The organism is Brevundimonas sp. (genome assembly GCF_016463295.1).
GTDB lineage: Bacteria > Pseudomonadota > Alphaproteobacteria > Caulobacterales > Caulobacteraceae > Brevundimonas.
Genome location: NZ_JAEMRO010000062.1, coordinates 1 through 12,616, shown reverse-complemented (window position 1 = coordinate 12,616; position 12,616 = coordinate 1). Strand labels below are relative to the sequence as shown.

Here is a 12,616-nt window from a genome sequence, read left to right as displayed (position 1 = left end):
GCCGACGCCGCCGCCCTGGCCGTGCGGGCGGGCAATGCGGTGATCCTGCGTGGCGGGTCCGAATGCTTGGCGTCCAACCTGGCGATTCACGGGGCCCTGATCGAGGGGCTGGAAGGCGCCGGCCTGTCACTCGACACCGTCCAGATCGTCACCACCCGCGACCGCGCCGCCGTGGGCCACATTCTGACCGGGCTGGACGGCGCGATCGATCTGCTGATCCCGCGCGGCGGCCGCTCGCTGGTGGAGCGTGTGAAAAACGAGGCCCGCATCGCCGTGCTCGGCCATCTGGAGGGCGTCAATCACGTCTATGTCCACGCCAGCGCCGATGCCGACATGGCCCGCGCCGTCGTGCTGAACGCCAAGATGCGGCGCGTCTCGGTCTGCGGGGCGGCCGAGACCCTGCTGATCGACAAAGCCGTGGCGGACACCCTGTTGCCGCTGATCGCCCGCGACTTGGCCGAAGCCGGATGCGAGCTGCGCGCCGACCCCGCCGCCCGCGCCTTGGTCCCTGTTGCGACAGCCGCCAATGACGACGACTGGTCGACGGAATACCTCCAGCCGATCCTCGCCGTGAAGGTCGTTGACGGCCCAGATGCCGCTCTCGACCATATCGCCCGCTATGGCTCGGGCCACACCGAGGCGATCGTCGCTTCCGACGAAGCGGCCATCGAACGCTTCCTGGCCGAGGTGGACGCCGGCATCGTCCTGGCCAATGCCTCGACCCAGTTCGCGGACGGCGGAGAGTTCGGTTTCGGCGGCGAGATCGGCATCTCCACCGACCGGTTGCACGCGCGCGGCCCGGTCGGGGCCGAACAGCTGACCAGTTTCAAATACGTGATCCGGGGTCGGGGGCAGACGCGGCCGTGACGCCTGAGCCGTCCGGTGTCGGACGATCGGGCGCGACACGCCGTCGCCGCCGTGTTAGGGCGCGAGTGAGCATAAGTCCGCGCGAGCCCTGCCGCCTTGTCCTTCTTTCACGCCGGCCCCGCGCCCCGCACCTCCGGACCCCGCAGGGGAGCCTTGCGCGACGGCCTGACCCTCAGCCCCGGCATGACCGTCGGGCTGTTCGGCGGCTCGTTCAACCCGGCCCATGATGGACATGCCCATGTGGCGGAGACCGCGATGCGCCGCCTGGGTCTGGACCGCGTCGTCTGGCTGGTCTCGCCCCAGAACCCTCTGAAGGACGCCCGCGACAGCGCACCCCTGGCCGAGCGCATGGCCTCGGCCCGACAGGCGGCGGTCGCGGCGGCGCGGGGACCGGTCATGGTCGTCTCGGATGTCGAGACGCGCATGGGCACCCAATGGACCATCGACACCCTGCGCGTTCTGGTCGCCCGGCATCCCGGGGTGCGTTTTGTCTGGCTGATGGGGTCCGACAATCTGGCCAGCTTTCACCGCTGGCGGGGGTGGACCGACATCATGCGGCTGATGCCCGTGGCGGTCATCGCCCGACCCGGCAGCCTGCTGGACAGCCGCACGGCCCCCGCCGCCGCCCGGTTCGCCGGGGCGAGGGTCCCCGCCGCGCGGGCCGGGCTGCTGCCCTATATGGAGGCCCCGGCCTGGACCTATCTGACGGCTCCTCTGAACCCACGCTCGTCGACGGCGATCCGGGCGTCGCGCGGCGTGGGTGACGCCGCCGGGCATTCGTGATAGGCTACATCTTTAGTCATTCCCCCGGAGCCTTCCGCTGACCCCCTCGACCGCGCACGATGCGCATGACCAGGCCGTTTCCAACACGGCGCACGAAATGGACCCGATCGATCCGATCCATTCCGAAGACGGCCCCTACGAGAGCGGCTCCGAGGCTCCCCTTCCCGTCGGCTCGACCTCTCTGGAGCAGGCCATCCTGGCCCGGCTGGACGACGACAAGGCCCAGGACATCATCCTGATCGACCTGAAGGGCAAGTCGCCCATGGCCGACACCATGATCATCGCGTCGGGGCGGTCGCATCGTCACGTCGGCGCCCTGGCCGACCACCTGCAGCGCACGCTGAAGGAAGAGGGTCTGGGCAAGGTCAAGGTGTCGGGCCTGCCGCACTGCGACTGGGTCCTGCTGGATGCGGGCGACGTCATCGTCCACCTGTTCCGCCCCGAGGTTCGCACCTTCTATAACATCGAGAAGATCTGGTCGGTCGACAGCGGCCACCGCGTCGACACGCGCGGCTAGACCGGCCCTTTAGGCGATGAAGCTGGGCGTCATCGCCATCGGCAAGCCGGGGCGGGGGCCCGAAGCCACCCTGGCCGCCGACTACGCCGAACGCGCCGGCCTGGCCGGGCGGGCGCTGGGCCTGGGTCCGCTCGAACTCATCGATCTGGAACCGCGCAAGCCGGGCAAGGCTCCGGAGGCCGAGCTGATCCTGAAGGCCGCCGAGGGCGCGCATCTGATCGCCTGCGACGAGCGGGGCCGCACCTATTCCAGCCGAGCCTTCGCCGATCATATCGCGGCTCTGCGGGACCGGGGCGAGCGGCGGCTGGTCTTCGCCATCGGCGGGGCGGACGGGCTGGACGACAGCGTGCGTCAGGCGGCGTCCTCGACCCTGGCCTTCGGACCCCAGACCTGGCCCCATGCCCTGGCTCGCGCCATGCTGGCCGAACAGCTGTATCGCGCCGTGACCATTCTGGCCGGTTCGCCCTATCATCGCGACTGATGCGCCGCCTGATCCTGCCTCTTTGTGCCTTGGCCGCGGTGGCCGCGCCCGTTGCGACCATTCCGGTCGTGGCCTGGGCGATTCAGGAGCCGCGTTCCGGCGAGGTCGCCCGCCTGCAGGCCGAGTATCGTGACGAACAGGTCCGTGCGCGCCGTCTGCGGACCCAGGCCACCGAGGCCGCTGCCGAGAGTGTCGAGCTGGAGCGGGAGCTGTCCCGCCTGCGCGCGGTTCTGGGCTCCGAGGACGCCCGCATCGTGGCCCAGCGCCAGCGCCTGCGGACGCTTCAGGCGCAGGAGGCCACCCTGATCGCCGAACTGTCACGCACGCGGGTTCGGGAGGGGCGGCTGCTGTCGGCCCTGCAGATGATGAGCCGCCGTCCACCGCCGCCGTTGCTGGTGCCGGCTGACCGCGCGGTCGATACCGTGCGCGCCTCGATCCTGATGCGGGCCATCGCGCCGGACATTCGTCGGGAGGCCAGGGCCATCACCACCCGACGCGAGGAGGTCGGTCGCGTCCGCCGCCTGGCCGCCCTGAACAGCGAGGCCCTGTTCACCGCTGAAAGCGCCCAGGGCAATCGCCGGGCCGAGATCGAGAGCCTGACCGCCCGCAAGGCTGCGCTGGGCACCGTGCTTCGCGCCGAGGCCCAGGCCGCGGAACGCGCCGCGAATGTGCTGGAGGCCCGCCTGCGCGCCCTGGGGGCCAGCATCCCGACCACCGACGCCTCCAGTTCGGCCCCCGTCGCGCGGCTGCCCGCCGGGCGCAGCCGCCTGACCGCCCCGATCGCAGCCGCACCCGCCCAGCGCTATGGCCGGGGCGCGACGGGCTGGCGCTGGAGGGCCGACGAGGCCGAGGCGCGTGCCCCCGCCAATGCCCGTGTCGTCCACGCAGGGCCGCTCAGCGGCTGGGGCGAGGTGGTGATCCTGGACCTGGGTCCCGGCTGGCGCGCCATCGTCTCGGGCATGGACAGCCTGTCGGTCCAGACCGGCGACACCGTCTCCGACGGCCAGACGCTGGGCCGCACGGGTGCCGACGGCGAACTGTATTTCGAACTCCGCCGCGACGAACGGCCCATCGATCCGGGGCCGTGGCTGGAATAGGGGGGAGGGAAGAGGGATGAGGGACGAGGAGGATGTCGGAGCGACCTTTGACGACGCGCCGCGGTTCCGTTCGCGCGGTGACCGTTCATTCCTCGCCCCTCATCCCTCATCCCTCCCCGATGACACGGTTTTGATCGACAAACCGCGTTTGGCCACGAATAAGTCGCCGAGAACTTCCTATCTGTATGAAAAGGCCGGTGTTGCGGCCTGACGGAAAGAGACTTGATGCGTAAGCTGCTTTTGATCGGTGCTGCCGCTGCGACCCTGGTGGGCCTGGGGGCCGCGACCGCCGTGGGCCAGACCCCGCGCAACGAGGCGTTCCGCATGGTCGCCCTGTTCGGCGACGTGCTGGGCATCGTCGAACAGGCCTATGTCGTGCCGGTCGATGACAAGAAGCTGATCGAGGCCGCCCTTCAGGGCATGATGACCTCGCTGGACCCCCACTCCAACTATCTGCCGCCGGACGGCTATGGCGATCTGCAGGAGCGGACGACCGGCCAGTATTCCGGCGTGGGCCTGACCATCCAGGCCGAGGGCGGTTTCGTGAAGATCATCTCGCCCATGGACGGCGGACCGGCGGCCCGCGCAGGCGTCCAGGCGGGCGACGTCATCTCCGTGATCGACGGTCAGAACGCCGCCGGGCTGACTGTGACCCAGGTCTCCGACAAGCTGCGCGGGGCCGCCGGCACCTCGATCAAGGTCACCTTCCTGCGTGACGGCGAGGAGCCGCGCGAAGTGACCCTGACCCGCGAGGTCATCAAGATCGAATCCGTCACGGGCCGGGTCGAAGGCGAGTTCGGTTATCTGCGCGTCTCGACCTTCAACGAGAACACGGGCCGTGAACTGGGCGAAACCATCGCCAGACTGAAGGCCGAGAACCCGGCGCTGAAGGGCTATGTCCTGGACCTGCGCAACAATGGCGGCGGCTTGCTGGACGCGGCCATTTCAGTCTCGGACGCCTTCCTCGAACGCGGCGAGATCGTCAGCCAGCGGGGTCGTACCGCCGAGCAGATCCAGCGCTACTATGCCGCCCAGGGCGACCTGACCAACGGCCTGCCGATCGTGGTCCTGATCAACTACGGCTCGGCCTCGGCCTCCGAGATCGTGGCCGGGGCACTGAAGGATCATCAGCGCGCGACGATCTTGGGTCTGACCAGCTTCGGCAAGGGTTCGGTCCAGACGGTCATTCCGCTGAGGGGCGGTCGCGACGGGGCGCTGTCGATCACCACGGCCCGCTACTACACGCCGTCGGGCGGTTCGATCCAGAAGATCGGCATCGAGCCGGACCTGGAGGTCTCGCGCTCCATGGCCGAGGCGCGGATCGTGTCGCGGTCGAACTTCATCTATTCCGAGGCGGGTTATGCCACGGCGCTGGACGCCTCCATCGGGGCGGAGCGCAAGGGGCCGCACACGCCGGTCGAGGCCCCGGGCGAGAGCTGGCCCGAGGACAAGGACTACCAGCTGGAACGCGCCTTCGACGTGCTGCGGGCCGGCGGCAACCTCAGCCAGCTGGCCGCCGCGCCCGAGGGCATCGTGGTCACCCCGCCGGGCACCCCGACGGTGGTCATCGCCGAGGCCGAAACGGACGAACTGCCGCAAGACTGACGGCCCTGCATGGCTAATGTCATGTTAGGCTTTCTTAACCGACAGCGTTCAGTGTGAGGTTTGAAGGGTCCCGTCCGCGCGGGGCCCGCCCTTCGAGCCCTTGCACCGCCATGTTCGCCAAGCGCCAGTCCGTCCTTGCCGCCACCGCCGGAGCGCCCCCGGCCCGCAAATCCGTGGGCGACACCTTTGCGCCCGTGATGCGCCAGCTGAAGAAGCCGCCGGTCGCCGTGGCCGGAGCCGGTGTCCTGTTGCTGGCTGCCGCCGGTCTGTTCATCACCGTCCTGGGCGATCCGCGCGCCGGCGTGCCCTCTGCCCGGGCCGAACTGGCCCGCGCCCCGGTGGTCGAGGCCCCCGCCCCGACCGGTCTGGAAGCCTTCTCCATGGGGGCCTACGGCAGCTATCAGGACCTGGCCGCCGACGGCACGGTCGTCGACCCCGCCATGACCGGCGAGGCCGTCATCACCCTGCCCAACGGTGCGACCGTCTCCGGCAACGGTGCCCCGGTCACAGCGCCGCGCCTGGCCGTCTCCTCGCCCCTCCCGGCCGCGCCCATCGCCGGTCTGTCGCAGCCGGGCCCCGACGGTCCCCTGCCGACCATCGCCACCGACGGCCGCGTCCCGGCCCAGGCCTATGCCCGCCCGTTCCGCGCCAACGGCCGGCCACGCGTGGCCCTGGTTGTCGGAGGTCTGGGTCTGAATGCGGTGACGACCCGTGCCGCCATCGAACGCCTGCCCGCCGACGTGACGCTCAGCTTCGTGCCCTATGCAGAGGGCCTGCAGGGCTGGATCGACCTGGCCCGTGCCCATGGCCACGAGGTCATGCTGGAAATGCCGATGGAGCCCACCGGCTATCCCGACAACGACCCCGGCCCCTATACCCTGCTGGCGCGTGGCGACAGCGCCGACATCACAGCCAAGATGAACTGGCTGCTGGGCCGAGCGACCGGCTATTTCGGCGTGACCAACTATATGGGCGACAAGTTCGCGACCTCGGACGGGGCCATGAACGCCTTCCTGGGCGTGCTGCGCCAGCGCGGCGTGGCCTTTCTGGATGACGGCTCCATGAGCCGCCGTCCTGGTGCCTGGGCCCGCGCCAGCGCCAACCGCATCATCGACGAGCAACAGACCCCCTCCGCCATCGTCGGCCAGCTGAATGCGCTGGAGGCCCTCGCCAAGGCGCGCGGCCAGGCCATGGGTACCGGCTTCAGCTACCCCGTCACGGTCGAGGCCGTGGCCCGCTGGACGTCAGAGCTGGAAGCGCGCGGGCTTCAATTGGCCCCGGCGTCGGCGATGACACAGCGGCCGGGGAGATAGCCGGGAGGCAACAGGCAACAGGCAACAGGCAACAGGGTCACGACACCCAGCGCCTAGCGGCTCGCTACTCCTGCTTGCTGTTGCCCGTTGCCTGTTGCCTACTGCCTCAATGACCGATCTCCCCCATCACCGCCCCAACGTCGGCGTCGTCCTGTTCCATCCGGACGGGCGGGTCTGGTACGGGCGAAGAGCAGGGCAGGCGGGACCCTATAACTGGCAGTTCCCGCAAGGCGGCGTCGACGACGGCGAGGATCTGGAAACCGCCGCCCGCCGCGAACTGGCCGAGGAGACGGGCGTCACCTCCATCGACTATCTGGCCCGGACCGACGGCTGGATCGCCTATGACTTTCCCGCCGATTTCGAAGGGACAAAGCGGGCGCGCGGCTGGAAGGGCCAGAAACAGGCATGGTTCGCCTATCGCTTCACCGGCGATGAGGCCGAGATTGACCTGGACCAGCACGACGAGATCGAGTTCGACGCCTGGCGCTGGGGCCACCTAGCTGAGGCACCCGACCTCATCGTGCCGTTCAAGCGGGCGGTCTACGAACAGGTGGTGGCGGCGTTCTCTGGGCTGGCACGGTAGAGTTCTCCCTCCCCCGAAGTGGGGAGGGACAGATCGCGCAGCGATCAGGGTGGGGCTCGTAAGGGCGTGAGCTCCGTCTGACATACCCCACCCTGTCGTCGCTTCGCGCCGACATCCCTCCCCATAAAGGGGAGGGAGAACGGTCAGACTGCCGCTCCCGTCGGGGCCAGCCGCATCAGCACAAGCCCGGCCACGATCAGACCAGCCGCCGCCACCCGCATGGGATGCACGCCCTCGTTCAGCCAGAGGATACCGACGACAAACGCTCCGATCGCGCCGATGCCGGTCCAGATCGTATAGGCGGTGCCCAGCGGCAAGGTTTTCATCGACAGCGACAGCAGGCCGAAACTGGCCACCATGGCGACCAGCGTCACCAGACTGGGCCCCAGCTTCGTAAAGCCATCGGACTGTTTCATGGAGAACGCCCAGACGATCTCGAGAAGTCCAGCGATGAGTAGATAGATCCAGGCCATGATCACGGCCCTCCTTCACAAGGGCCGGGCCGTCCCGGGCTTGTCCCGCGTCGCCAGGATCAGCGCGACGCGAGGCGAGGACGTGGCCTCGTCTGAGGGATAACTACGACATGGGACGCCAAAATCAAGGCATCGCGACGCCGCTAATCCAGTACGCCGCGCACTGACTCATGGCCCGGGATGACATTGAGCACGTGACGCAAGGTGGTTGCGGTCTGATCTGTGACCCGATTGTCCACGAGCGTCAGCCGTTTACCGGTCTCGTCGGTTGTCTGATAACGCTGCGTTTCCCACACGCCATTGCGCACGGATGTCCCGACCTTGCGCCAGCCATTCGCTTCAAGTTGTCCGAAAACCGCCGCGGCTTCAGCCTCATAGCCATGAACCTAAATCTGGCACACGGGATGGTGGAAGCTGACAAAGGCCGCGACGCCATGCGCTTCGCTCGGCGCGTCCGAGACCACTGCGGTAAACCCCACGGCGCTGAACGACATTTCCCGCAACATTTCCGGCAAGGGAACGATGGATACGGGGGCCCCGCGCCCATAGTGGGCGTCGAACGCTGCCTGCCGCAGACCTTCCAAGGAGTAGGGTTGGTCACCAAAGAACCAACCGCAAAATCCCTCGATGCCGTTACGGATCGCAGCCTCGGCAGAGACCGGCGCGGGCGGTACGGACGGTGCTGGAGGAACCGACGGCGAATTAGGGTTGGATTGCTGCACACCGAGTTCGCGCGCCACATCGGCGGGCAGGCCCGTCCCGTGAGGTCTCGCGATCATTTCGTACGTTATTCCGGACGGGCAGGATCGCGGAATATGAATGACCTGCCCCGCTCCGCCCGGGCCCACGGCGGGCTGATACAAGGCCATGGCCGGACGGCAGCCATCGGCGTCTAGAACCGGCTCCGTCAAGCTGGAACAGCCGGCCAACGCGCCTACGGCGATGATGGGGAGGATGATGCGCTGAACCATAGCGGTCAGCGTATCACGGAATCAGACGACGACCACTTCCGAGGCCTGTTCGGCCAGGATGGTCAGGCCGGCGGGCGTGACGTCGGCAAAGCCGCCGTGCACGTCGAACTGGCGGCGCCCATTGCCGTCGATGACCGTCACCACGCCTTCGCGCAGGGCCGTCATGAAGGGGGCGTGGTCCGCCAGAACGCCGAAGTCGCCTTCGACGCCGGGCGCATCGACCTGATCCACGAGGCCGGAGAAGACCTCGCGCTCAGGTGCCACCAGCGAAAAGTGGAGCTTGCCCGCCATGGATCAGGCGGCCTCGGCGGCCATCTTGGCGGCCTTTTCGACGGCCTCCTCGATGGTGCCGACCATGTAGAAGGCGGCTTCCGGCAGGTGGTCGTATTCACCGGCCACGATGCCCTTGAACGAGCGGATCGTGTCTTCCAGCGAGACGAACTTGCCGGGCGAGTTGGTGAACTGCTCGGCCACGAAGAAGGGCTGCGACAGGAAGCGGCTGATCTTGCGGGCGCGGGCGACGACCAGCTTGTCGTCTTCCGACAGCTCGTCCATGCCCAGGATGGCGATGATGTCCTTCAGACCCTTGTAGGACTGCAGCACTTCCTGGACCGAACGCGCGACGTTGTAGTGCTCTTCACCGATGATCAGCGGGTCCATGATTCGGCTGGTCGAGTCCAGCGGATCCACGGCCGGGAAGATGGCCTGGGCGGCGATGTCGCGGCTCAGAACGGTCTTGGCGTCCAGGTGGGCGAAGGAGGCGGCGGGGGCCGGGTCGGTCAGGTCGTCGGCGGGGACGTAGATGGCCTGGATCGAGGTGATCGAGCCCTTCTTGGTCGAGGTGATGCGCTCCTGCAGATTGCCCATCTCGGTCGCCAGCGTCGGTTGATAGCCCACGGCCGAGGGGATACGGCCCAGCAGAGCCGACATTTCCGAACCGGCCTGGGTGAAGCGGAAGATGTTGTCGACGAACAGCAGAACGTCCTTGCCTTCCTCGTCGCGGAAATATTCGGCCTGGGCCAGACCGGTCAGGGCGACGCGTGCGCGGGCACCGGGGGGCTCGTTCATCTGGCCGTAGACCAGGGCGCATTTGGAGCCTTCGGTCGAGCCACCGTTCTTGGTCGGGTCCACGTTCACATTGGACTCGATCATCTCGTGGTACAGGTCGTTGCCCTCGCGGGTGCGTTCACCCACGCCGGCCAGAACCGAATAACCGCCGTAGGCTTTGGCGATGTTGTTGATCAGTTCCTGCATGGTCACGGTCTTGCCCACGCCGGCGCCGCCGAACAGGCCGGTCTTGCCACCCTTGGTATAGGGGCACATCAGGTCGATGACCTTGATACCCGTGACCAGGATTTCCGACGAGGTCGACTGCTCTTCGAACGAAGGGGCGTCGCGGTGGATCGGGCGGAACATCTCGGTCTTGATCGGACCCTGTTCGTCGATCGGCGCGCCGACGACGTTCATGATGCGGCCGAGCGTACCGGGGCCGACGGGGGCCAGGATGGAGCCGCCCGTGTCCTTGACAGGCTGACCGCGGGTCAGGCCCTCGGTCGTGTCCATGGCGATGGTGCGGACCATGTTCTCACCCAGGTGCTGGGCGACTTCCAGAACCAGGGTGAAGGGCTCGCCTGTCTTCTGGTCGACGTTCTGGGTGTGCAGGGCGTTCAGGATGGCCGGCAGCTGGCCCTCGAACTCCACGTCGACGACGGCGCCGATGACCTGGGCGATCTTGCCCGTGCCGGTGCCTTCGATGACGACGGCATTGCCCGTCGCGGACGTGGCGGCCGGGGCCTTGGGCGCAGCCGGCTTACGGGCGGCGGGCTTCTTCGGGGCGGGGGTCTTGGCGATGGTGTCGGTCATGGCAGGGTTCCGGTTCGGAATAACGTCTGTGTCAGCGGGATCGGGATCAGAGGGCTTCGGCGCCGGCGATGATCTCGATCAGTTCGGTGGTGATCTGGGCCTGGCGTTTGCGGTTGTACTGCAGGGTCAGGGCATTGATGAGGTCGCCCGCATTGCGCGTGGCATTGTCCATCGCCGCCATCTGCGAGCCGAAGAAGCCCGCCTGGTTTTCGTACAGGGCGGCCAGCACCTGGGTGGTCAGGTTGCGCGGCAGCAGGGTCTCGAGGATTTCCTCTTCCGAGGGCTCGTATTCATAGACCGCGCCGTTCAGGTCGATGGGGGCGGCGTCGCCTTCCACCACGGCGGGGATCAGCTGTTTGGCGGTCGGCACCTGCGAGATGACCGACTGGAAGCGGCTGTAGAACAGGGTGACCACATCGGCCTCGCCGTTCTCGAAGGCATCGGCGATGAACTGGGCCACCGGCTGGGCGGCGGCCAGACCCAGCACCTTGTGCTCGCTCAGTTCGAAGGTACGGACGACCTTGTCGCCGAACATGCGGGTCAGCTGGTCGCGCGACTTCTTGCCGACGGCGACGATGCGCACATCCTTGCCTGAGGCGATCAGGCTGCGGATGCGCTCGCGCGCGGCACGGATGATGTTGGTCGAGAAGCCGCCCGCCAGACCCTTGTCCGCCGAGGCGACGACGACCAGGTGGCGCTGATCGCCGCCCGTGCCCGCCAGCAGTTTCGGGGCATCGGATCCCGAGACACCGGCGGCCAGATTGGCGATGACCGAGGCCATCTTGGTGGCATAGGGCCGGGCGTTCTCGGCCTGGTCCTGGGCGCGTTTCAGCTTGGCCGCGGCGACCATCTGCATGGCTTTCGTGATCTTCTGCGTCGCTTTGACGCTTCCGATCCGATCGCGCATTTCCTTGAGGCTGGCCATCCGGCGCTACTCTCTCAGCTCGGGGTCAGTTAGGCGAAGGTCTTGGCGAAGGCTTCGATGGCGGCCTTCAGCTCGGCTTCCAGGTCCTTGGACAGGGCTTTCTGCGTGCGGATGGCGTCCAGCAGGCCGGCGTGGTTCGAATGCATCCGGGCCAGCAGTTCGCTTTCGAAGCGACCGATGTCGGCCACGGCGATATCGTCCAGATAACCGCGCGTACCGGCATAGATCGAAACCACCTGCTCCTCGACCGTCAGCGGCGAGTACTGGGGCTGTTTCAGCAGTTCCGTCAGACGGGCACCGCGCGCCAGCAGGCGCTGGGTCGAGACGTCCAGGTCCGAGCCGAACTTGGCGAAGGCGGCCATTTCCCGATACTGGGCCAGCTCGCCCTTGATCGAACCGGCGACCTGTTTCATCGCCTTGATCTGGGCCGAGGAGCCCACGCGCGACACCGAGATGCCGACGTTCACGGCCGGGCGGATGCCCTGGTAGAACAGGTCGGATTCCAGGAAGATCTGGCCGTCGGTGATCGAGATCACGTTGGTCGGGATATAGGCCGAGACGTCGTTGGCCTGGGTCTCGATCAGCGGGAGGGCCGTCATCGAGCCCGAACCGTTGTCCTCGTTCAGCTTGGCCGAACGCTCCAGCAGGCGGCTGTGCAGATAGAAGACGTCGCCCGGATAGGCTTCGCGGCCCGGCGGGCGGCGCAGCAGCAGGGACATCTGGCGATAGGCGACGGCCTGTTTGGACAGGTCATCATACACGATCAGGGCGTGCATGCCGTTGTCGCGGAAGAACTCGCCCATGGCCGTGCCCGAGAACGGGGCCAGGAACTGCAGCGGGGCAGGCTCGGACGCCGTCGAGGCGACCACGATGGTGTATTCCAGGGCGCCGCGCTCTTCCAGCGTCTTGACGATCTGGGCCACGGTCGAACGCTTCTGACCGATGGCGACGTAGATGCAGTACAGCTTGTCGCTCTCGGCCGCGCCTTCGACGTTGATCGACTTCTGGTTCAGGATGGTATCGATCGCCACGGCGGTCTTGCCGACCTGACGGTCACCGATGATCAGCTCGCGCTGGCCGCGACCGACGGGGATCAGGGTGTCGATGGCCTTCAGGCCGGTCTGCATCGGCTCATGCA

14 protein-coding genes are annotated in these 12,616 nt (G+C 67.5%); 8 read left to right on the top strand and 6 right to left on the bottom strand.

Features of this window, described 5'->3' with window-relative positions:
* The 8 genes from JHC81_RS11230 to JHC81_RS11195 form a co-directional block, all read left to right on the top strand.
* The coding region (locus JHC81_RS11230) for a glutamate-5-semialdehyde dehydrogenase (protein WP_292174606.1) at positions 1-867 on the top strand (867 nt) is incomplete at its 5' end.
* 153 nt (positions 868-1,020) lie between these two features.
* A complete protein-coding gene (locus JHC81_RS11225; RefSeq protein WP_292174603.1) occupies positions 1,021-1,650 on the top strand; it encodes a nicotinate-nucleotide adenylyltransferase in 630 nt (209 codons plus the stop codon).
* Between the two features lie 97 nt (positions 1,651-1,747).
* Complete coding sequence (rsfS, locus tag JHC81_RS11220; protein WP_292174599.1) at positions 1,748-2,167, top strand: ribosome silencing factor; 420 nt, start codon at positions 1,748-1,750, stop codon at positions 2,165-2,167.
* A gap of 16 nt (positions 2,168-2,183) precedes the next feature.
* The gene (gene rlmH, locus JHC81_RS11215; protein WP_292174594.1) at positions 2,184-2,648 is read left to right on the top strand and encodes a 23S rRNA (pseudouridine(1915)-N(3))-methyltransferase RlmH; all 465 of its coding nucleotides are present in this window, start codon (positions 2,184-2,186) and stop codon (positions 2,646-2,648) included.
* A complete protein-coding gene (locus JHC81_RS11210; RefSeq protein ID WP_292174590.1) occupies positions 2,648-3,745 on the top strand; it encodes a peptidoglycan DD-metalloendopeptidase family protein in 1,098 nt (365 codons plus the stop codon). Before rlmH ends, JHC81_RS11210 begins: the two co-directional genes overlap by 1 nt.
* A gap of 225 nt (positions 3,746-3,970) precedes the next feature.
* Positions 3,971-5,350 (top strand): S41 family peptidase, encoded by a 1,380-nt coding sequence (locus JHC81_RS11205; RefSeq protein ID WP_292174588.1) that lies wholly within the window; start codon positions 3,971-3,973, stop codon positions 5,348-5,350.
* A gap of 110 nt (positions 5,351-5,460) precedes the next feature.
* Positions 5,461-6,663 (top strand): divergent polysaccharide deacetylase family protein, encoded by a 1,203-nt coding sequence (locus JHC81_RS11200; RefSeq protein WP_292174585.1) that lies wholly within the window; start codon positions 5,461-5,463, stop codon positions 6,661-6,663.
* Between the two features lie 109 nt (positions 6,664-6,772).
* A complete protein-coding gene (locus tag JHC81_RS11195) occupies positions 6,773-7,246 on the top strand; it encodes an RNA pyrophosphohydrolase (protein WP_292174583.1) in 474 nt (157 codons plus the stop codon).
* A 143-nt stretch (positions 7,247-7,389) separates the two neighbouring features.
* On the opposite strand, the gene JHC81_RS11190 is transcribed toward JHC81_RS11195, so the two are convergent.
* The 6 genes from JHC81_RS11190 to atpA form a co-directional block, all read right to left on the bottom strand.
* Positions 7,390-7,719: a multidrug efflux SMR transporter gene (locus JHC81_RS11190; protein ID WP_292174580.1), complete on the bottom strand. Its 330-nt coding sequence runs from the start codon at positions 7,717-7,719 to the stop codon at positions 7,390-7,392.
* 386 nt (positions 7,720-8,105) lie between these two features.
* Positions 8,106-8,690: a hypothetical protein gene (locus tag JHC81_RS11185; RefSeq protein WP_292174577.1), complete on the bottom strand. Its 585-nt coding sequence runs from the start codon at positions 8,688-8,690 to the stop codon at positions 8,106-8,108.
* Positions 8,691-8,711: 21 nt separating this feature from the next.
* Positions 8,712-8,981: an ATP synthase F1 subunit epsilon gene (locus JHC81_RS11180; RefSeq protein ID WP_292174574.1), complete on the bottom strand. Its 270-nt coding sequence runs from the start codon at positions 8,979-8,981 to the stop codon at positions 8,712-8,714.
* A 3-nt stretch (positions 8,982-8,984) separates the two neighbouring features.
* Positions 8,985-10,553 carry a F0F1 ATP synthase subunit beta gene (gene atpD / locus JHC81_RS11175; protein ID WP_292174571.1) on the bottom strand — a complete coding sequence of 523 codons (1,569 nt, stop codon included), beginning with the start codon at positions 10,551-10,553 and terminating at the stop codon, positions 8,985-8,987.
* A gap of 46 nt (positions 10,554-10,599) precedes the next feature.
* Entirely contained in the window at positions 10,600-11,478 is an 879-nt protein-coding gene (locus tag JHC81_RS11170) for a F0F1 ATP synthase subunit gamma (protein ID WP_292174568.1), read from the bottom strand.
* Positions 11,479-11,507: 29 nt separating this feature from the next.
* A partial coding sequence (gene atpA, locus JHC81_RS11165) for a F0F1 ATP synthase subunit alpha (RefSeq protein WP_292174565.1) occupies positions 11,508-12,616 on the bottom strand: 1,109 nt, incomplete at its 5' end.

Excerpts from the sequence above, each read along its gene's own strand:
- JHC81_RS11205 (WP_292174588.1), top strand. The coding sequence starts at position 3,971 with ATGCGTAAGCTGCTTTTGATCGGTGCTGCCGCTGCGACCCTGGTGGGC.
- JHC81_RS11180 (WP_292174574.1), bottom strand. The coding sequence starts at position 8,981 with ATGGCGGGCAAGCTCCACTTTTCGCTGGTGGCACCTGAGCGCGAGGTC.
- JHC81_RS11185 (WP_292174577.1), bottom strand. The coding sequence starts at position 8,690 with ATGGTTCAGCGCATCATCCTCCCCATCATCGCCGTAGGCGCGTTGGCC.
- JHC81_RS11200 (WP_292174585.1), top strand. The coding sequence starts at position 5,461 with ATGTTCGCCAAGCGCCAGTCCGTCCTTGCCGCCACCGCCGGAGCGCCC.
- JHC81_RS11195 (WP_292174583.1), top strand. The coding sequence starts at position 6,773 with ATGACCGATCTCCCCCATCACCGCCCCAACGTCGGCGTCGTCCTGTTC.
- rsfS (WP_292174599.1), top strand. The coding sequence starts at position 1,748 with ATGGACCCGATCGATCCGATCCATTCCGAAGACGGCCCCTACGAGAGC.
- rlmH (WP_292174594.1), top strand. The coding sequence starts at position 2,184 with ATGAAGCTGGGCGTCATCGCCATCGGCAAGCCGGGGCGGGGGCCCGAA.
- atpD (WP_292174571.1), bottom strand. The coding sequence starts at position 10,553 with ATGACCGACACCATCGCCAAGACCCCCGCCCCGAAGAAGCCCGCCGCC.
- JHC81_RS11190 (WP_292174580.1), bottom strand. The coding sequence starts at position 7,719 with ATGGCCTGGATCTATCTACTCATCGCTGGACTTCTCGAGATCGTCTGG.
- JHC81_RS11170 (WP_292174568.1), bottom strand. The coding sequence starts at position 11,478 with ATGGCCAGCCTCAAGGAAATGCGCGATCGGATCGGAAGCGTCAAAGCG.
- JHC81_RS11210 (WP_292174590.1), top strand. The coding sequence starts at position 2,648 with ATGCGCCGCCTGATCCTGCCTCTTTGTGCCTTGGCCGCGGTGGCCGCG.